General features: G+C 70.1%; 11 protein-coding genes. 10 read left to right on the forward strand and 1 reads right to left on the reverse strand.

Annotation, left to right across the window (positions count from 1 at the left end; all coding sequences use genetic code 11):
* Nucleotides 1–58 precede the first annotated feature (58 nt).
* The 4 genes from AC1HIL_RS12140 to AC1HIL_RS12155 all read left to right on the forward strand — a co-directional run bounded on the left by AC1HIL_RS12140 (nucleotide 59) and on the right by AC1HIL_RS12155 (nucleotide 5,414).
* The gene (locus tag AC1HIL_RS12140; RefSeq protein WP_479671883.1) at nucleotides 59–1,204 is read left to right on the forward strand and encodes a DUF2827 domain-containing protein; all 1,146 of its coding nucleotides are present in this window, start codon (nucleotides 59–61) and stop codon (nucleotides 1,202–1,204) included.
* Nucleotides 1,201–2,331: a DUF2827 domain-containing protein gene (locus tag AC1HIL_RS12145; RefSeq protein ID WP_057597659.1), complete on the forward strand. Its 1,131-nt coding sequence runs from the start codon at nucleotides 1,201–1,203 to the stop codon at nucleotides 2,329–2,331. The genes AC1HIL_RS12140 and AC1HIL_RS12145 overlap by 4 nt, the downstream gene beginning before the upstream one ends.
* Nucleotides 2,332–2,357: 26 nt before the next feature.
* Nucleotides 2,358–2,990: a hypothetical protein gene (locus tag AC1HIL_RS12150; RefSeq protein WP_057597658.1), complete on the forward strand. Its 633-nt coding sequence runs from the start codon at nucleotides 2,358–2,360 to the stop codon at nucleotides 2,988–2,990.
* Nucleotides 2,991–3,128: 138 nt separating this feature from the next.
* On the forward strand, nucleotides 3,129–5,414 hold the full coding sequence (locus AC1HIL_RS12155) for an acyl-CoA dehydrogenase (protein WP_479671884.1): 2,286 nt from the start codon (nucleotides 3,129–3,131) through the stop codon (nucleotides 5,412–5,414).
* On the opposite strand, the gene AC1HIL_RS12160 is transcribed toward AC1HIL_RS12155, so the two are convergent.
* On the reverse strand, nucleotides 5,302–6,165 hold the full coding sequence (locus tag AC1HIL_RS12160) for a helix-turn-helix domain-containing protein (protein WP_261208632.1): 864 nt from the start codon (nucleotides 6,163–6,165) through the stop codon (nucleotides 5,302–5,304). The two genes, AC1HIL_RS12155 and AC1HIL_RS12160, sit on opposite strands and share 113 nt — an antisense overlap.
* A gap of 139 nt (nucleotides 6,166–6,304) precedes the next feature.
* Between AC1HIL_RS12160 and AC1HIL_RS12165 the strand changes: the two genes are divergently transcribed.
* The 6 genes from AC1HIL_RS12165 (at nucleotide 6,305) to efeB (ending at nucleotide 13,806) form a co-directional block, all read left to right on the forward strand.
* Nucleotides 6,305–6,730, forward strand: a complete 426-nt coding sequence (locus AC1HIL_RS12165; RefSeq protein ID WP_261208631.1) for a hypothetical protein — start codon at nucleotides 6,305–6,307, stop codon at nucleotides 6,728–6,730.
* A 191-nt stretch (nucleotides 6,731–6,921) separates the two neighbouring features.
* Nucleotides 6,922–9,798: an aconitate hydratase gene (gene acnA / locus AC1HIL_RS12170; protein WP_057590683.1), complete on the forward strand. Its 2,877-nt coding sequence runs from the start codon at nucleotides 6,922–6,924 to the stop codon at nucleotides 9,796–9,798.
* 5 nt (nucleotides 9,799–9,803) lie between these two features.
* Nucleotides 9,804–10,265: a metallophosphoesterase family protein gene (locus AC1HIL_RS12175; RefSeq protein WP_479671885.1), complete on the forward strand. Its 462-nt coding sequence runs from the start codon at nucleotides 9,804–9,806 to the stop codon at nucleotides 10,263–10,265.
* A gap of 168 nt (nucleotides 10,266–10,433) precedes the next feature.
* Nucleotides 10,434–11,267: an iron uptake transporter permease EfeU gene (gene efeU / locus AC1HIL_RS12180; protein ID WP_479671886.1), complete on the forward strand. Its 834-nt coding sequence runs from the start codon at nucleotides 10,434–10,436 to the stop codon at nucleotides 11,265–11,267.
* 9 nt (nucleotides 11,268–11,276) lie between these two features.
* Nucleotides 11,277–12,467: an iron uptake system protein EfeO gene (efeO, locus tag AC1HIL_RS12185; protein ID WP_479671887.1), complete on the forward strand. Its 1,191-nt coding sequence runs from the start codon at nucleotides 11,277–11,279 to the stop codon at nucleotides 12,465–12,467.
* A gap of 22 nt (nucleotides 12,468–12,489) precedes the next feature.
* Nucleotides 12,490–13,806, forward strand: coding sequence for an iron uptake transporter deferrochelatase/peroxidase subunit (gene efeB, locus AC1HIL_RS12190; protein WP_479671888.1), 1,317 nt, complete (start codon nucleotides 12,490–12,492; stop codon nucleotides 13,804–13,806).
* Nucleotides 13,807–13,859 lie beyond the last annotated feature (53 nt).

Raw genomic sequence — 13,859 nt, forward strand, 5'->3', positions numbered from 1 at the left:
AAGGCTCCCACGCCCCAGGGCGCGGGGGCCTTCCTTTTTTGAGGGACACTCATCGCCCATGCGCATCGGTATTTCAGTCCTCACCCACGCCGGCCAGAACATCTGGGAGAACGGCATGGGGCAGAACGTGCTGTTCCTGGCCCGGCTGCTGCAGCAGATCCCCTTCGTCGAGTCGGTCACGCTGATCGACGCGGGCGACCAGTCGGTGATGCCGCCGCAGGTCGACCTCGCCGCCCGCGGGCTCGCGATCGGCCGGGCGCGCGAGCTCACCGATGCGCTCGACGTGGTGTTCGAGATGGCGGGTGCGCTCGAGGTCTCGTGGCTGTCGTATTTCCGGGCCCGCGGCGGGCGCGTGGTGTTCCATTGCGTGGGCCAGCCCTTCGTGTCGCTGGCCGAGCCGATCGTGTTCTCCGACAAGGGGCACTTCAGCCGGCCCGACCGCTGCGACGAGGTCTGGCTGCTGCCCAAGGACGAAACCTTCGCGCCGATGATGCGCGTGTACAACCGCTGCCCGGTGCACGTGGTGCCCTACCTCTGGTCCCCCGAGTTCCTCGCGCAGCGCGTGGCCGAGGTCGAGGCGGCGGGCTTCCGCTTCGGCTACGTGCCGCGCACGGCCGAGCAGCCGGGCTTCCGGGTCGCTATCTTCGAACCCAACATCTCGGTGGTGAAGGCCGGCACCCTGCCGATGCTGATCTGCGACGGCGCCTACCGCGCCGATCCGAAGGCGGTGAGCTGGATGCATGCGCTCAACACGCTGCACATGAAGGACCACCCGACCATGCTCTACCTCGCGAACTCGCTCGACATCGTGCGCGAGCACAAGGCGATCTTCCATGGCCGGCACGACTTCGCGGGCTTCATGGTGCAGCACGCCGACGCGGTGGTGTCGCACCAGTGGCAGAACGACCAGAACTACAGCTACCTCGACGCGCTCTACGGCAACTACCCGCTGGTGCACAACTCGCCCTGGCTGCGCGACGCGGGCTATTACTACCCGGGCTTCGAGGTCGGCGCCGGCGTCGAGCAGCTGCTGAACGCGGCGCGCCATCACGACGCGCAACTCGACGGCTACAGGGCCCGCTCGCAGCGCGTGTTCGACGCGCTCGATCCGCTGGCGAGCGCCAACGTCGAAGGCTATGCGCAGCGGCTGCTGCACCTCGTGGACGGCGATGCGAACTTCCGCGCCGGAGGTGCCGCGCGATGAACGCCATGCCCGGCAAGCTGCGCGTCGGCGTCTCGATCTTCATCCGCAAGGGCGAGCAGAGCCTGTGGGAGAACGGCGTCTACCAGAACTGCCTGTTCCTCGTGATGCTGCTGCTGCGCTCGCCGCGCGTGGCCAGCACGGTGCTCGTGGCCGGCGGCGGCGACGGCGCGCCGGCCGATGCGGCCGGTTTCCTGGCCGATTCGCCGGTGCCGATCATCGACATGGCGACCGCCGCGCAGGAACTCGACGTGATGATCGAGATGAGCGCCCAGCTCGGGCGCGACTGGGCCGTGGCCTTTCGCGAGCGCGGCGGCAAGATCGTGTCGATGCGCGTGGGCAACGACTACGTGATCGACATCGAGCGCATGATCTTCGACAAGCCGCATGGCCTGCTGCTGACGCTCGCGCCTTACCACGAGGTCTGGACGCTGCCCGAGTACGAGGCCACCTGCAAACCCTATTTCGAGGCCGCGTTCCGCACGCCGGTGCGCCTGATGCCGCACCTGTGGAGCCCGATGGTGCTCGAGCGCGCGCTGGCGCGCAGCGGCGGCGGCAAGCCCTTCGCCTACGAGCCCGGGCGCCGGCACTGGCGCGTGGCGATCTTCGAGCCCAACATCTGCATGGTGAAGACCAGCTTCATCCCGATGCTGGGCTGCGAGGCGGCGCACCGCGCGCAGCCCGACCTGATCGAGCGCCTGTGGGTCTACAACAGCTTCCACCTGCGCGAGAAGCCGCTGTTCGTCGGCTTCGCCCAGAGCCTGGACCTGGTGCAGCACGGGCTGGCCTCGTTCGAGGGGCGTTTCCCGGTCTACCAGGTGGTGCCGCCCAATGTCGACTGCGTGTTCGCGCACCATTGGGAGAACGGCCAGAACTACCTCTACTACGAGGCGCTGTACGGCGGCTATCCGCTGGTGCACAACTCGCACCTGATCGGCGACTGCGGCTACCGCTACCAGGGCTTCGACTGCGAGGACGGCGGCCGGGCGCTGCGGCGCGCCTTCGCCGAGCACGACGCCGACCTGCCCAACTACCGCGAGCGCGCGCGCGCGCTGCTCGAGCGGCTGGACCCCGAAGGCGAGGAGAACGTGCGCATCTACACCGCCGCGATCGAGGCGCTCTACGCCTGAACGCGGCCGACTTCGGAACGACCCCCATGACCCCGACATCGCTTCTCCTTCGTCTGCTGCCGTGCGCCGCGGCCTGCACCCTGGCGGCCACCGCCTTCGCGCAGGGCGTGCTGGTGCCCCAGGCACCGCCCGCGCCGCCGCAGGACACCCTCACGCGCGCGGCCACCAGCGTGGGCGTCAAGCGCTGTCTGCCGGCGATCACGCGGCTGTCCTCGCTGACCGTGCAGGGCAGCCGCAGCCACGACGTGCTGCTCGACTGGGACCGCAAGCGCCCCGACAGCGGCCCGGTGTTCTCGCTGATCGGCATCGAGTTCCCGAATGCCGGCGTGGCGGGTTCGATCACCGCGATCCCCGACGACAGCGGCGCCTGCACCGTGGCGGCCGAGCGCATCTCGGTGGCGCCCTTCACCTGCGCGAGCATCGCCCAGCAGGAACTGCCGAACTACCGCGCGACCAAGCTGCTGCCGGTCTACACGGTCTACACCGACGACAAGGAGCCGACTTCGTCGGTGTCGCTGATCGATTCGCCGCCGGGCTGCCTGGTGATCCGGCGCTATGTCGAATACGGCTGGCGCGATCCGGCGGCTGCTGCGGCCGCGCCGGCAGCGGCGCCCGCACCGGCGGCACCGGCCGGGCAGCAGGCGCCGAAGCGGCGCTGAGCCGCGCGGCGCCGCGCGCGCCGGCAATGCAAGCCCGTCTCCGACACGCGCGGTCGTCCTCGGCCGGCCGGCCCCGGGCCGCCCCGGTCGCACCATGGTAGAGCGCCGCGCGCCTGCCTCGCGGCGAAGGAGACACGCATGCCGCTGGCCTCGTTGATCGGCCGCTGGGCCATGAAGCCTTTCTCGAAGGCGCTGCCGCCGCTGGGCGACACCGAACGCGCCGCGCTCGAAGCGGGCACCGTCGGTTTCGAAGGCCAGCTGTTCGCCGGCCGCCCCGATTTCGACGCGCTCGCCGCCTTCGGGCCCAACCGCCTGACCGAGCGCGAACAGGCCTTCATCGACCGCGAGGTGCGCACGCTGTGCGCGATGCTCGACGACCATGCGATCGACGAAGCGAAGGACCTGCCGCCCGAGGTGTGGCGCTACCTGCGCGAGCAGCGCTTCTTCGGAATGATCATTCCCGAGGAGTTCGGCGGCCTGGGCTTCGGCCACCATGCGCATGCCACGGTGGTGGCGCGCATCGCCACCGTCAACGTCGCGACGGCGGTCACGGTGATGGTGCCCAACTCGCTCGGCCCAGCCGAGCTGTTGCTGCGCTACGGCACCGACGGCCAGAAGCAGCACTACCTGCCGCGCCTGGCCGATGGCCGCGAGCTGCCGTGCTTCGGCCTGACCTCGCCCTACGCGGGCTCCGATGCCGCCTCGATCCCCGACCGCGGCGTGCTGGTGGAGCGCGAGTTCGAGGGCCGGCCAACGCGCGGCTTCCTGGTCGATTTCGACAAGCGCTACATCACGCTGGCGCCCGTGGCCACCGTGGTCGGCCTGGCCTTCCACGCGGTCGACGAGAGCCGGCCCGAGGGCCAGCGCGACCTCGGCATCACCTGCGCGCTGATCCCGGTGCCGCACGCGGGCATGGAGATCGGCCGGCGCCATCGTCCGATGGACAGCGCCTTCATGAACGGCCCCATCCACGGCCACCAGGTCTTCGTGCCGATGGACTGGGTGATCGGCGGCGAGCCGCAGGTCGGCCAGGGCTGGCGCATGCTGATGGAGTGCCTGGCCGCGGGCCGCGCCATCTCGCTGCCCGCGCTCGGCTCGGCGATGCAGCAGACCGCGCTGTTCGTGAGCAACGGCTATGGCCGCATCCGCGAGCAGTTCGGCCTGCCGGTGGGCAAGTTCCACGCGGTGGCGGGGCTGGTGGCGCAGATGTCGGCCGAGCTCTATGCGAGCGACGCCGCGCGCCGCTTCACCGCCTGCGCGCTCGATGCCGGCGAGCGGCCCAGCGTGGCGAGCGCGATCCTCAAGGTGCAATTGACCGAGGCCGGCCGGCGCGCGGTCAATCACGGCATGGACATCCTCGGCGGCAAGGGCATCATCTCCGGTCCCTCGAACCTGCTGGGCGTGGCCTATAGGCAGGCGCCGATCGCGATCACGGTGGAGGGCGCCAACATCCTCACGCGCGCGCTGATCGTGTTCGGCCAGGGCGCGGTGCGCTGCCATCCGCACGTGCTCGACGAGATGGCCGCGGTGCAGGCCAACGACGAGAGCGCGCTCGGCAAGGCGCTGATGGCGCATGGTGGGCACGTGGCGCGCAACCTCTGGCACAGCCTGTTCGGCGCGCCGGTGCTGGGCCGCCCGCCCGAGGCGCTGGCGCCCGAGGCCCGGTTGATCGCGCGCATGAGCGCCAAGTACGCGCTCACCGCCGACCTGGCCATGGGCATGCTCGGCGGCAAGCTCAAGCGCATGGAGCTGCTGTCGGCGCGGCTCGGCGACGTGCTGGCCCACCTCTATCTCGCCAGCGCCTGCGTGTGGCGCTATGGCGTGGAGGCGGCGCCCGAGATGCTGCCCTTCGCCCAGGCCGCGATCCGCGTGCAGCTCGACCAGGCGGCGGCGATCCTGCACGACCTCTATGCCAACCTGCCCACGCCGGGCCGGCGCTTCATCGGCGCGCTGGTGCTGCGGCGCACCGCGCACCTGGCGCCGCTGCGCGACGTGCAGCTGCTGGCGCTGGCCGAGACGCTGCGCACCCGGCCTGGCGTGGTCGAGCGGCTGGTGCCCGATCTCAGCGAGCCCGCGGCTGGCGGCCTGCGCGAACTGATGAGCGCGCTGGAACTGGGCGACCGGCTCGGCGAGGAAACCGCGGCGCTGAACAAGGTGCTGCGGCGCACGAACTCGCTCGAGGCCGCGGCCCGCGCGGCCGCCGATCCGGCGCTCGCGCTGGCCTACCTGCTCGCGGCCGACAAGGTGATCCAGGTCGACGACGTGCCGGGGCCGAAGGCGCGCGACGAAGACGAGGCGGGGGAGGGCGCGCTCAGCCCGCCGCAGCCGCCTGCGCCTTCGCCTGCGCAGCCAGCGCCGTCAGGGCCGCCGCCGTCTGCGCATCGGCCGGAAAGAACGACTCCACCGCGAGTTCCTGCAACGTGATGTCGACCGGCGTGCCGAAGATGGTGGTGGTGCTGATGAAGCTCAGCACGCCGTTGGGCGTCACGAGCTGGAACGGCACCACCACGCCCGACAGCTCGCCGCCCGCGGGCGGGGTGTCGTGGCCGACGTGGGGCACGGGGTAGGCCGCGAGCTCGTCGTGCAGCTCGACCAGCACGCGGTCGCCGGTGGCGGCGATCTGCTGCTGGAGCCGCTCGAGCAGGTGGGCGCGCCACTGCGCGAGGTTGGCGATGCGCGAGGCCAGCCCGTCGGGCCGCAGGCTCAGGCGCAGCACGTTGACCGGCGGCGTCACCAGCTCGGCCGACGCGCCTTCCATCAACAGCGGCACCAGTGCGTTGTAGGCCACCAGGTTCCAGTGGCGGTCCACCGCCAGCGCGGGGAAGGGTTCGTGGCCCTTGAGCACCAGGTCGACCGCGCGGCGCGCCGAAGCCATGGCCGGGTCGTCGAGCGAGCGCTGGCGGTACATGGGCGCGAAGCCCGCGGCCACCAGCAGCGCGTTGCGCTCGCGCAGCGGCACCTCCAGCCGCTCGGCCAGCCGCAGCACCATCTCGCGGCTGGGCGCGGCACGGCCGGTTTCCACGTAGCTCAGGTGCCGGGTCGAGACCTCGGCCTCCTGCGCCAGGTCGAGCTGGCTCAGGCGGCGGTGCGTGCGCCAGTGCCGCAGGTGCACGCCGAAGGGATCGCGCGCGCCCGGCTGGCCGGGCTTCGTGGGGTGGGGGCGGGGGGTGTTCATGGGGCCGCATTCTGGCGCGCGGGCCGCGCGTCGCCATGACCTGGCAGGTCATGGACGCTGTGCGCCGGTCCCGGAATCATCGACCCCAACGCAGCAGGACAGTCTTGCGGCGTACCACCCGAACCGAAGGAGAAACCTCATGACCGCACGTTCCACGCTCTTCGCCTCGCCGCGTTTCCTGCCCCGCGTGATGTGGGCCGACGCCGCCTCCTGCGCCGGCACCGGCGCGCTGCAGGTCGCTTTCACCGACACCCTGGCCCGCCTCACCGGCTTGCCGGCGGCGCTGCTGCTGGGCACCGGGGTGTTCCTGCTGGCCTATGCGGCGGCCGCCGCCTTCATGGCCAGCCGCGCCACCCCGCCGCGCACGCTGATCGGCGTGGTCATGCTCGGCAACCTGGGCTGGGCCGTGGGCTGCGCCGCCTTGCTGGCCGGCGGCCTGTTCCCGGTGACGGCCCTGGGCGTGGCCTGGGTGCTGGCGCAGGCGGTCTGCGTGCTGGTGCTGGCCGAGCTGCAATGGAGCGGACTGCGCGCGAGCCGGCCGGCGGCCCGGATGGCACTGGCCTGAACGCCTTCCGTCCGCATGCCGTCGAGGCGCCCGCGGGGCGCCTTTTTCATGGCCGCTCGAGAGGGCTTTTTGTCAATGGCGGCCATAGCCTTCGGTGGCCTTCCGAAGCGATGCCTGACTACAGCAATTGACATTCATCCCTGCTAACCTTTGAGGCGCTTCACGAACACATTCCCCAAGGAGTCCCACACATGGCCAAAGCACCGGCTCACGCCTTTGCGTCCACCCTCAAGACCTTCAAGACCGCATCGGGCAAGGCCGGCAAGTACTGGTCCCTCAAGGAACTGGCCAAGCAGCACCCGAGCGTCGAGCGGCTGCCGGTGTCGATCCGCATCGTGCTCGAGTCGGTGCTGCGCAACTGCGACGGCCAGAAGGTGTCGGCCAAGCATGTCGAGGAACTGGCCCACTGGGCGCCGAACGCCGAGCGCACCGACGAGATCCCCTTCGTCGTGACCCGCGTGGTGCTGCAGGACTTCACCGGCGTGCCGCTGCTGGCCGACCTGGCCGCCATGCGCAGCGTGGCCGCCAAGCTCGGCAAGTCTCCCAAGACCATCGAGCCGCTGGTGCCGGTCGATCTGGTGGTCGACCACTCGGTGATGGTCGACTACTACGGCACGCCCAAGGCGCTCGACCTCAACATGAAGCTCGAGTTCCAGCGCAACAACGAGCGCTACCAGTTCATGAAGTGGGGCATGCAGGCCTTCGACACCTTCCGTGTCGTGCCGCCCGGCTTCGGCATCGTGCACCAGGTCAACCTCGAGTACTTCGCGCGCGGCGTCTACTCGAACCCGAACGACAAGGGCGACGTCCCGGTCTACTACCCCGACTCGCTGGTCGGCACCGACAGCCACACGACCATGATCAACGGCGTGGGCGTGGTCGGCTGGGGCGTGGGCGGCATCGAGGCCGAGGCCGCGATGCTCGGCCAGCCGGTCTACATGCTCACGCCCGACGTGGTGGGCTTCGAGCTCACCGGCAAGCTGCGCGAGGGCGTGACCGCCACCGACCTGGTGCTCTACGTCACCTCGATCCTGCGCGCCGAGAAGGTGGTGGGCAAGTTCGTCGAGTTCTTCGGTCCGGGCGCCGCCTCGATCGCCGTGCCCGACCGCGCCACCATCGGCAACATGGCGCCCGAGTACGGCGCCACCATGGGCTTCTTCCCGGTCGACGAGATGACCGTCGCCTACTTCGAGGGCACGGGCCGCACCAAGGAGGAGGTCGAGCGCTTCGAGGCCTACTACAAGGCGCAGGGCCTGTTCGGCATGCCCAACCCCGGCGACATCGACTACACCAAGGTCGTGCGCCTCGACCTCGGCACCGTCTCGCCGAGCCTGGCGGGCCCGAAGCGGCCGCAGGACCGCATCGACCTGGGCCACCTGTCGACCAAGTTCTCGGAGCTCTACAGCAAGCCCAACGACGCCAACGGCTTCAACCAGCCGGCCGACAAGCTCAAGCTGCGCTATCCGCTCGCGCCGGCCGGTGCCGGCAACGACGAGGAAACCGCCGCGCCCGCCCCGGGCGCGCCGCGCGACCTGGTCGAGATGGTGGCCAACCGCACGACCAAGGCGGCCGCGCACGTGAGCGCCACCGCGCCGGCGGCGCCGTCCAAATCCAAGGGCGAGGTGACCATCGGCAACGGCGACGTGCTGATCGCCGCGATCACCTCGTGCACCAACACCTCGAACCCGAGCGTGATGCTGGCCGCGGGCCTGCTGGCCAAGAAGGCGGTGGAAGCCGGCCTCTCGGTCAAGCCGCACGTCAAGACCTCGCTGGCGCCCGGCTCGCGCATCGTGACCGAGTACCTCGAGAAGGCCGGCCTGCTGCCCTACCTCGAGAAGCTGGGCTTCTACCTCGCGGGCTACGGCTGCACCACCTGCATCGGCAACGCGGGCGACCTCACGCCCGAGATCAACGAGATCATCACGAAGAACGACCTGATCGGCGCGGCCGTGCTCTCGGGCAACCGCAACTTCGAGGCGCGCATCCATCCGAACCTCAAGGCCAACTTCCTGGCCTCGCCGCCGCTGGTGGTGGCCTTCGCGATCGCGGGCAACGTGATGGTCGACCTGATGACCCAGCCGGTGGGCAAGGGCAAGGGCGGCAAGGACGTCTACCTCGGCGACATCTGGCCCACGCCGAAGGAGATCGACGAGAACCTGCGCTATGCGATGAACGCCAAGTCGTTCCGCGCCAACTACGACAAGGTCAAGACCGACCCGGGCAAGTTCTGGAGCAGCATCAAGGGCACCACGGGCCAGGTCTACGACTGGCCCACCTCGACCTACATCGCCGAGCCGCCGTTCTTCGAGGGCTTCAAGATGAAGCCGCATGCCGCGGACGCGGGCTTCAAGGGCGCGCGCATCATGGCGCTGTTCGGCGACTCGATCACCACCGACCACATCTCGCCGGCCGGCTCGATCAAGGAAAGCTCGCCCGCGGGCATCTGGCTCAAGGCGCACGGCGTGCCCAAGGCCGACTTCAACAGCTACGGCTCGCGCCGCGGCAACCACGACGTGATGATGCGCGGCACCTTCGCCAACGTGCGCATCAAGAACCTGATGATTCCGCCGGACGCCAACGGCACGCAGGAAGAGGGCGGCGTCACGCTGTTCCAGCCAGGCAACGAGAAGATGTTCATCTACGACGCGGCCATGAAGTACATCGCCCAGGGCACGCCCACGGTGGTGTTCGGCGGCGAGGAGTACGGCACCGGCTCGTCGCGCGACTGGGCCGCCAAGGGCACGCAGCTCTTGGGCATCAAGGCCGTGGTGGCGCGCAGCTTCGAGCGCATCCACCGCGCCAACCTGGTCGGCATGGGCGTGCTGCCGCTGCAATTCCGCGGCGCGGATTCCTGGCAGACGCTGGGCCTCACGGGCGACGAGCAGATCGACGTGGTGATCGGCGGCGAGCTCAAGCCGCAGATGGACGTGAAGCTGGTCGTGCACCGCCCCGACGGCACGCACCAGGAGGTAACGGTGCGCCTGCGCATCGACACGCCGATCGAGGTCGACTACTACAAGCACGGCGGCATCCTGCCCTTCGTGCTGCGGCAGCTGCTGGCCGCCTGATTTCGGTGACGCGCGTCGGACTGATCTCCGACACCCACGGCCTGCTGCGCCCGCAGGCCGTGGCGGCCCTGCAAGGCTGCGACTTCATCGTGCATGGTGGCGACATCGGCAGTCCCGCCATCCTCGAGGCCCTGCGCGCGATCGCGCCGCTGACCGTGGTGCGCGGCAACAACGACCGCGAGGCCTGGGCCGAGGGCATTGCCGAAACCGAGCGCGTGGCCTTCGGCGGCGTGCATCTCTATGCCATTCACGACCTCGCGCAGCTCGCCATCGACCCGGCCGCGGCCGGCGTGCGCGTGGTGGTCTCGGGCCATTCGCACAAGCCGAAGATCGAGGAACGCGGCGGCGTGCTCTACGTGAACCCGGGCAGCGCGGGGCCGCGGCGCTTCAGCCTGCCGATCGCGGTCGCCGAGCTGCGCATCGAGGGCGGCGCGGTCGATGCGCGCATCGTCGAACTGCCGGTCTGACCCGTCCCGTCACAGAGCTTTCATTACCATCCGGTAAGAAAAGCCCATCGGATGAGAATGGTTCTTGTTTGATGGGTTATCCTCGTCCGCTCCTCCGTGGAGTCGACATGCAGCGCCGCTGATCGCGCCGGTTCCGGAGGGCTCCTCTCGCCCTGATTTCCGAAGCCGATGCTCATCCCCTTTCTCATCATGCTGCGCGAAGGCATCGAAGCCGCGCTGATCGTCGGCATCGTCGCCAGTTACCTCAAGCAGAGCGGGCGCGGCGCGCTGATGCCCGCGGTGTGGGTCGGCGTGCTGCTGGCCACCGCGCTGTCGCTGTTCGCGGGCGCCGGGCTGCAACTGCTCGCGGCCGAGTTCCCGCAGAAGCAGCAGGAGCTGTTCGAGGGCGTGGTCGGGCTGATCGCGGTGGTGATGCTCACTTCGATGGTGTTCTGGATGCGCAAGGCCGCGCGCTCGATCAAGGGCGAGCTGCAGGCCTCGATCGACCAGGCGCTCGCCAAGGGCTCGGACGGCCAGGGTTGGGCGCTGATCGGCATGGTGTTCCTCGCGGTCGCGCGCGAAGGCCTGGAGTCGGTGTTCTTCCTGCTCGCGATCTTCCAGCAGAGCAGCGGCTGGGAAGCGCCCGTGGGCGCGCTCGCCGGCATCGCGGTGTCGGTGGTGGTCGGCTACGGCCTCTATTCGGGCGGCGTGCGGCTCGACCTGCGGCGCTTCTTCCGCTTCACCGGCCTGTTCATCCTGCTGGTGGCCGCGGGCCTGCTGGCCGGCGTGCTGCGCAAGCTGCACGAGGGGGGCGTCTGGAATCACCTGCAGACGGTGGTCTTCGACATGAGCGAGACCCTGCCGATGGACAGCCCGCTGGGCGCCGTGCTGTCGGGCCTGCTCGGCTACCAGGCCGCGCCCGTGGTGGGCGAGGTCGTCGTCTACCTGGCCTTCCTGGCCGTCGCCCTGTTCTTCTTCCTGCGTCCGGCCGCGCCGGCGCCACGCGCGGCCGCGGCCCGCTGAAACCCCTCGATGTCCTCTTCCTCTCCCGAATCCAAGGCACCTTCTTCCCACCTGATGCGCGTGGCGGTCGCCGCGTCGGCCCTGCTGGCGCTCGCCGGCCTCGCGGCCTTCTGGTATGCCTCCAACCACGCGCGCCAGGCGCCGCCGAAGGCCGCCGACAACGCGGTCACCGTCACGATCCGCGGCAATGTCTGCGAGCCCAACGAGATCACGGTGCCGGCCGGGCGCACCACCTTCACCATCGTCAACCAGTCGAACCGCGCGCTCGAGTGGGAGATCCTCGACGGCGTGATGGTGGTGGAGGAACGCGAGAACATCGCGCCGGGCTTCTCGCAGACCATGACGGTGAAGCTGCAGCCCGGCGATTTCGCGATCACCTGCGGCCTCCTGAGCAACCCGCGCGGCAAGCTGCGCGTGACACCCTCGGCCGCCTCCGAGGCCGAGGCGGCGCGGCCTTCGCTGGTCAACTACGTGGGCGCGCTGGCCGAGTACCAGACCTTCCTGCGCCTGGAGGCCGGCTCGCTCGAGGACGCGGTGCGCGCGCTGGCCGACGCGGTCCAGGCCGGCGACCTGCGGCAGGCGAGGGCGCTCTATGCGCCCGCCCACCAGGCCTACAAGCGCATCGAGCCAATGGCCGAGCTGTTCGCCGACCTCGACACGCGCATCAACGCGCGCGCCGACTACTTCGAGAAGCGCGAGGCCGATGCCGGCTTCACGGGCTTCCACCGCATCGAGTACGCACTGTATGGCCAGAACGACCTGAAGCCGCTCGCGCCCGTGGTGGCGCAGCTGATCGCCGACATCGGCGTGCTCAAGGAGCGGCTGCGCGGCCTGAACATGCCGCCCGAGCGGCTCGCGAGCTCGGCCTCGAAGCTGCTGCGCCGCGTGGCCGACAACCTGCCCGCGGGCGGCGAGGACCACTACGGCCATGCCGAACTCGCGAACCTGCAGGGCAGCTACGAAGGCACGAAGAAGATCGCCGACCTGCTGCAGCCGCTGCTGGTAAAGGCCGCGCCCGCGCTGCAGAAGAGCCTGGACGAACGCTTCGCCGCCTTCGACGCCGCGCTCGCGCCGTACCGCGAAGGCGAGGGCTTCAAGCCCGCGCCGCTCGACGAGGCGCAGCGCAAGGCCCTGGCCGAACCCGTGCGCGCGCTGGCCGAGGAACTGGCCAAGGTGAATGCCGCGCTCGGCCTGGAATGAGGCTGCTGCCGACCGACCTCTCATGACCACGAAGAACGAATCTCTCCCCACCGACGGGCCACCCGCCTCCCCGCACCGCCGCCGCATGCTCGGCGCGGCCGGTGCCGCCTTCGCCGGACTGGCCGCGGCCGCGCATGCCGCCGCGCCTTCGGGCCCGCCCAGCGCGCCCGACGCCGGCGCCCAGGTCACCGACGCGCCGCAGAGCACCCACACGCAGGACCGCGTGCCTTTCCGCGGCAAGCACCAGGCCGGCATCGTCACGCCGCGACCGACGGCCGGCATGATCGCCTCCTTCTTCGTGCTGGCCGAGAACCGCGCCGACCTCGAGCGCCTGTTCCGCACCCTGACCGAGCGCATCGCCTTCCTCACGCAGGGCGGCCCGCAGACCGATCCCGATCCCAAGCTGCCGCCCGCGGGCTCGGGCATCCTCGGGCCGGTGGTGCAGCCCGACGGGCTCACCGTCACCGTCTCGGTCGGCACCTCGCTGTTCGACGAACGCTTCGGCCTCGCGTCGAAGAAGCCGAAGCGGCTGAACCAGATGCAGCGCCATCCGAACGACGCGCTCGATGCCGCGCTGTGCCATGGCGACCTGTCGATCCAGTTCTGCGCCAACACGCCCGACACCAACATCCACGCGCTGCGCGACATCATCAAGAACACGCCCGACCTGCTGGTGCTGCACTGGAAGCAGGAAGGCACCGTGCCGCCGATCCCGGCCGTGCCCGGCAAGCCGGCCGAGAGCGCGCGCAACTTCCTCGGTTTTCGCGACGGCTCGGCCAATCCCGACTCGGCCGACGACACGCTGATGGACCGCATCGTCTGGGTGCCGCCCGGCGGCGACGAGCCGGCCTGGGCCGTGGGCGGCAGCTACCAGGCGGTGCGCATCATCCGCAACTTCGTCGAGCGCTGGGACCGCACGCCGCTGCAGGAGCAGGAGGCCATCATGGGCCGGCTCAAGCCCACGGGCGCGCCGATGGATGGCGGCAGGACCGAGCACGACGTGCCCGACTACGCGAAGGACCCCGAGGGCAAGACCACGCCGCTCGACGCGCACATCCGGCTGGCCAATCCGCGCACCAGGGCGTCCGACAAGAACCTCATGCTGCGGCGGCCCTTCAACTATTCGAACGGCGTCACCAAGTCGGGCCAGCTCGAGATGGGCCTCTTGTTCATCTGCTACCAGGCCAACCTCGAGGACGGCTTCATCGCGGTGCAGACGCGCCTCGACGGCGAGCCGCTCGAGGAATACATCAAGCCCATCGGCGGCGGCTTCTTCTTCACGCTGCCGGGCGTGCGCGACGAGGCCGACTGGCTCGGCCGCAGCCTGATGGCGGCCTGAGCGCGCCGCGCGCCCCCAAAAAGTTTTTTCACCACCGTCAGAACCCAAGGAGA

The organism is Variovorax sp. ISS6 (genome assembly GCF_056523145.1).

Excerpts from the sequence above, each read along its gene's own strand:
- efeB (WP_479671888.1), top strand. The coding sequence starts at position 12,490 with ATGACCACGAAGAACGAATCTCTCCCCACCGACGGGCCACCCGCCTCC.
- AC1HIL_RS12145 (WP_057597659.1), top strand. The coding sequence starts at position 1,201 with ATGAACGCCATGCCCGGCAAGCTGCGCGTCGGCGTCTCGATCTTCATC.
- AC1HIL_RS12155 (WP_479671884.1), top strand. The coding sequence starts at position 3,129 with ATGCCGCTGGCCTCGTTGATCGGCCGCTGGGCCATGAAGCCTTTCTCG.
- efeO (WP_479671887.1), top strand. The coding sequence starts at position 11,277 with ATGTCCTCTTCCTCTCCCGAATCCAAGGCACCTTCTTCCCACCTGATG.
- AC1HIL_RS12150 (WP_057597658.1), top strand. The coding sequence starts at position 2,358 with ATGACCCCGACATCGCTTCTCCTTCGTCTGCTGCCGTGCGCCGCGGCC.
- AC1HIL_RS12160 (WP_261208632.1), bottom strand. The coding sequence starts at position 6,165 with ATGAACACCCCCCGCCCCCACCCCACGAAGCCCGGCCAGCCGGGCGCG.
- efeU (WP_479671886.1), top strand. The coding sequence starts at position 10,434 with ATGCTCATCCCCTTTCTCATCATGCTGCGCGAAGGCATCGAAGCCGCG.
- AC1HIL_RS12165 (WP_261208631.1), top strand. The coding sequence starts at position 6,305 with ATGACCGCACGTTCCACGCTCTTCGCCTCGCCGCGTTTCCTGCCCCGC.
- AC1HIL_RS12140 (WP_479671883.1), top strand. The coding sequence starts at position 59 with ATGCGCATCGGTATTTCAGTCCTCACCCACGCCGGCCAGAACATCTGG.
- acnA (WP_057590683.1), top strand. The coding sequence starts at position 6,922 with ATGGCCAAAGCACCGGCTCACGCCTTTGCGTCCACCCTCAAGACCTTC.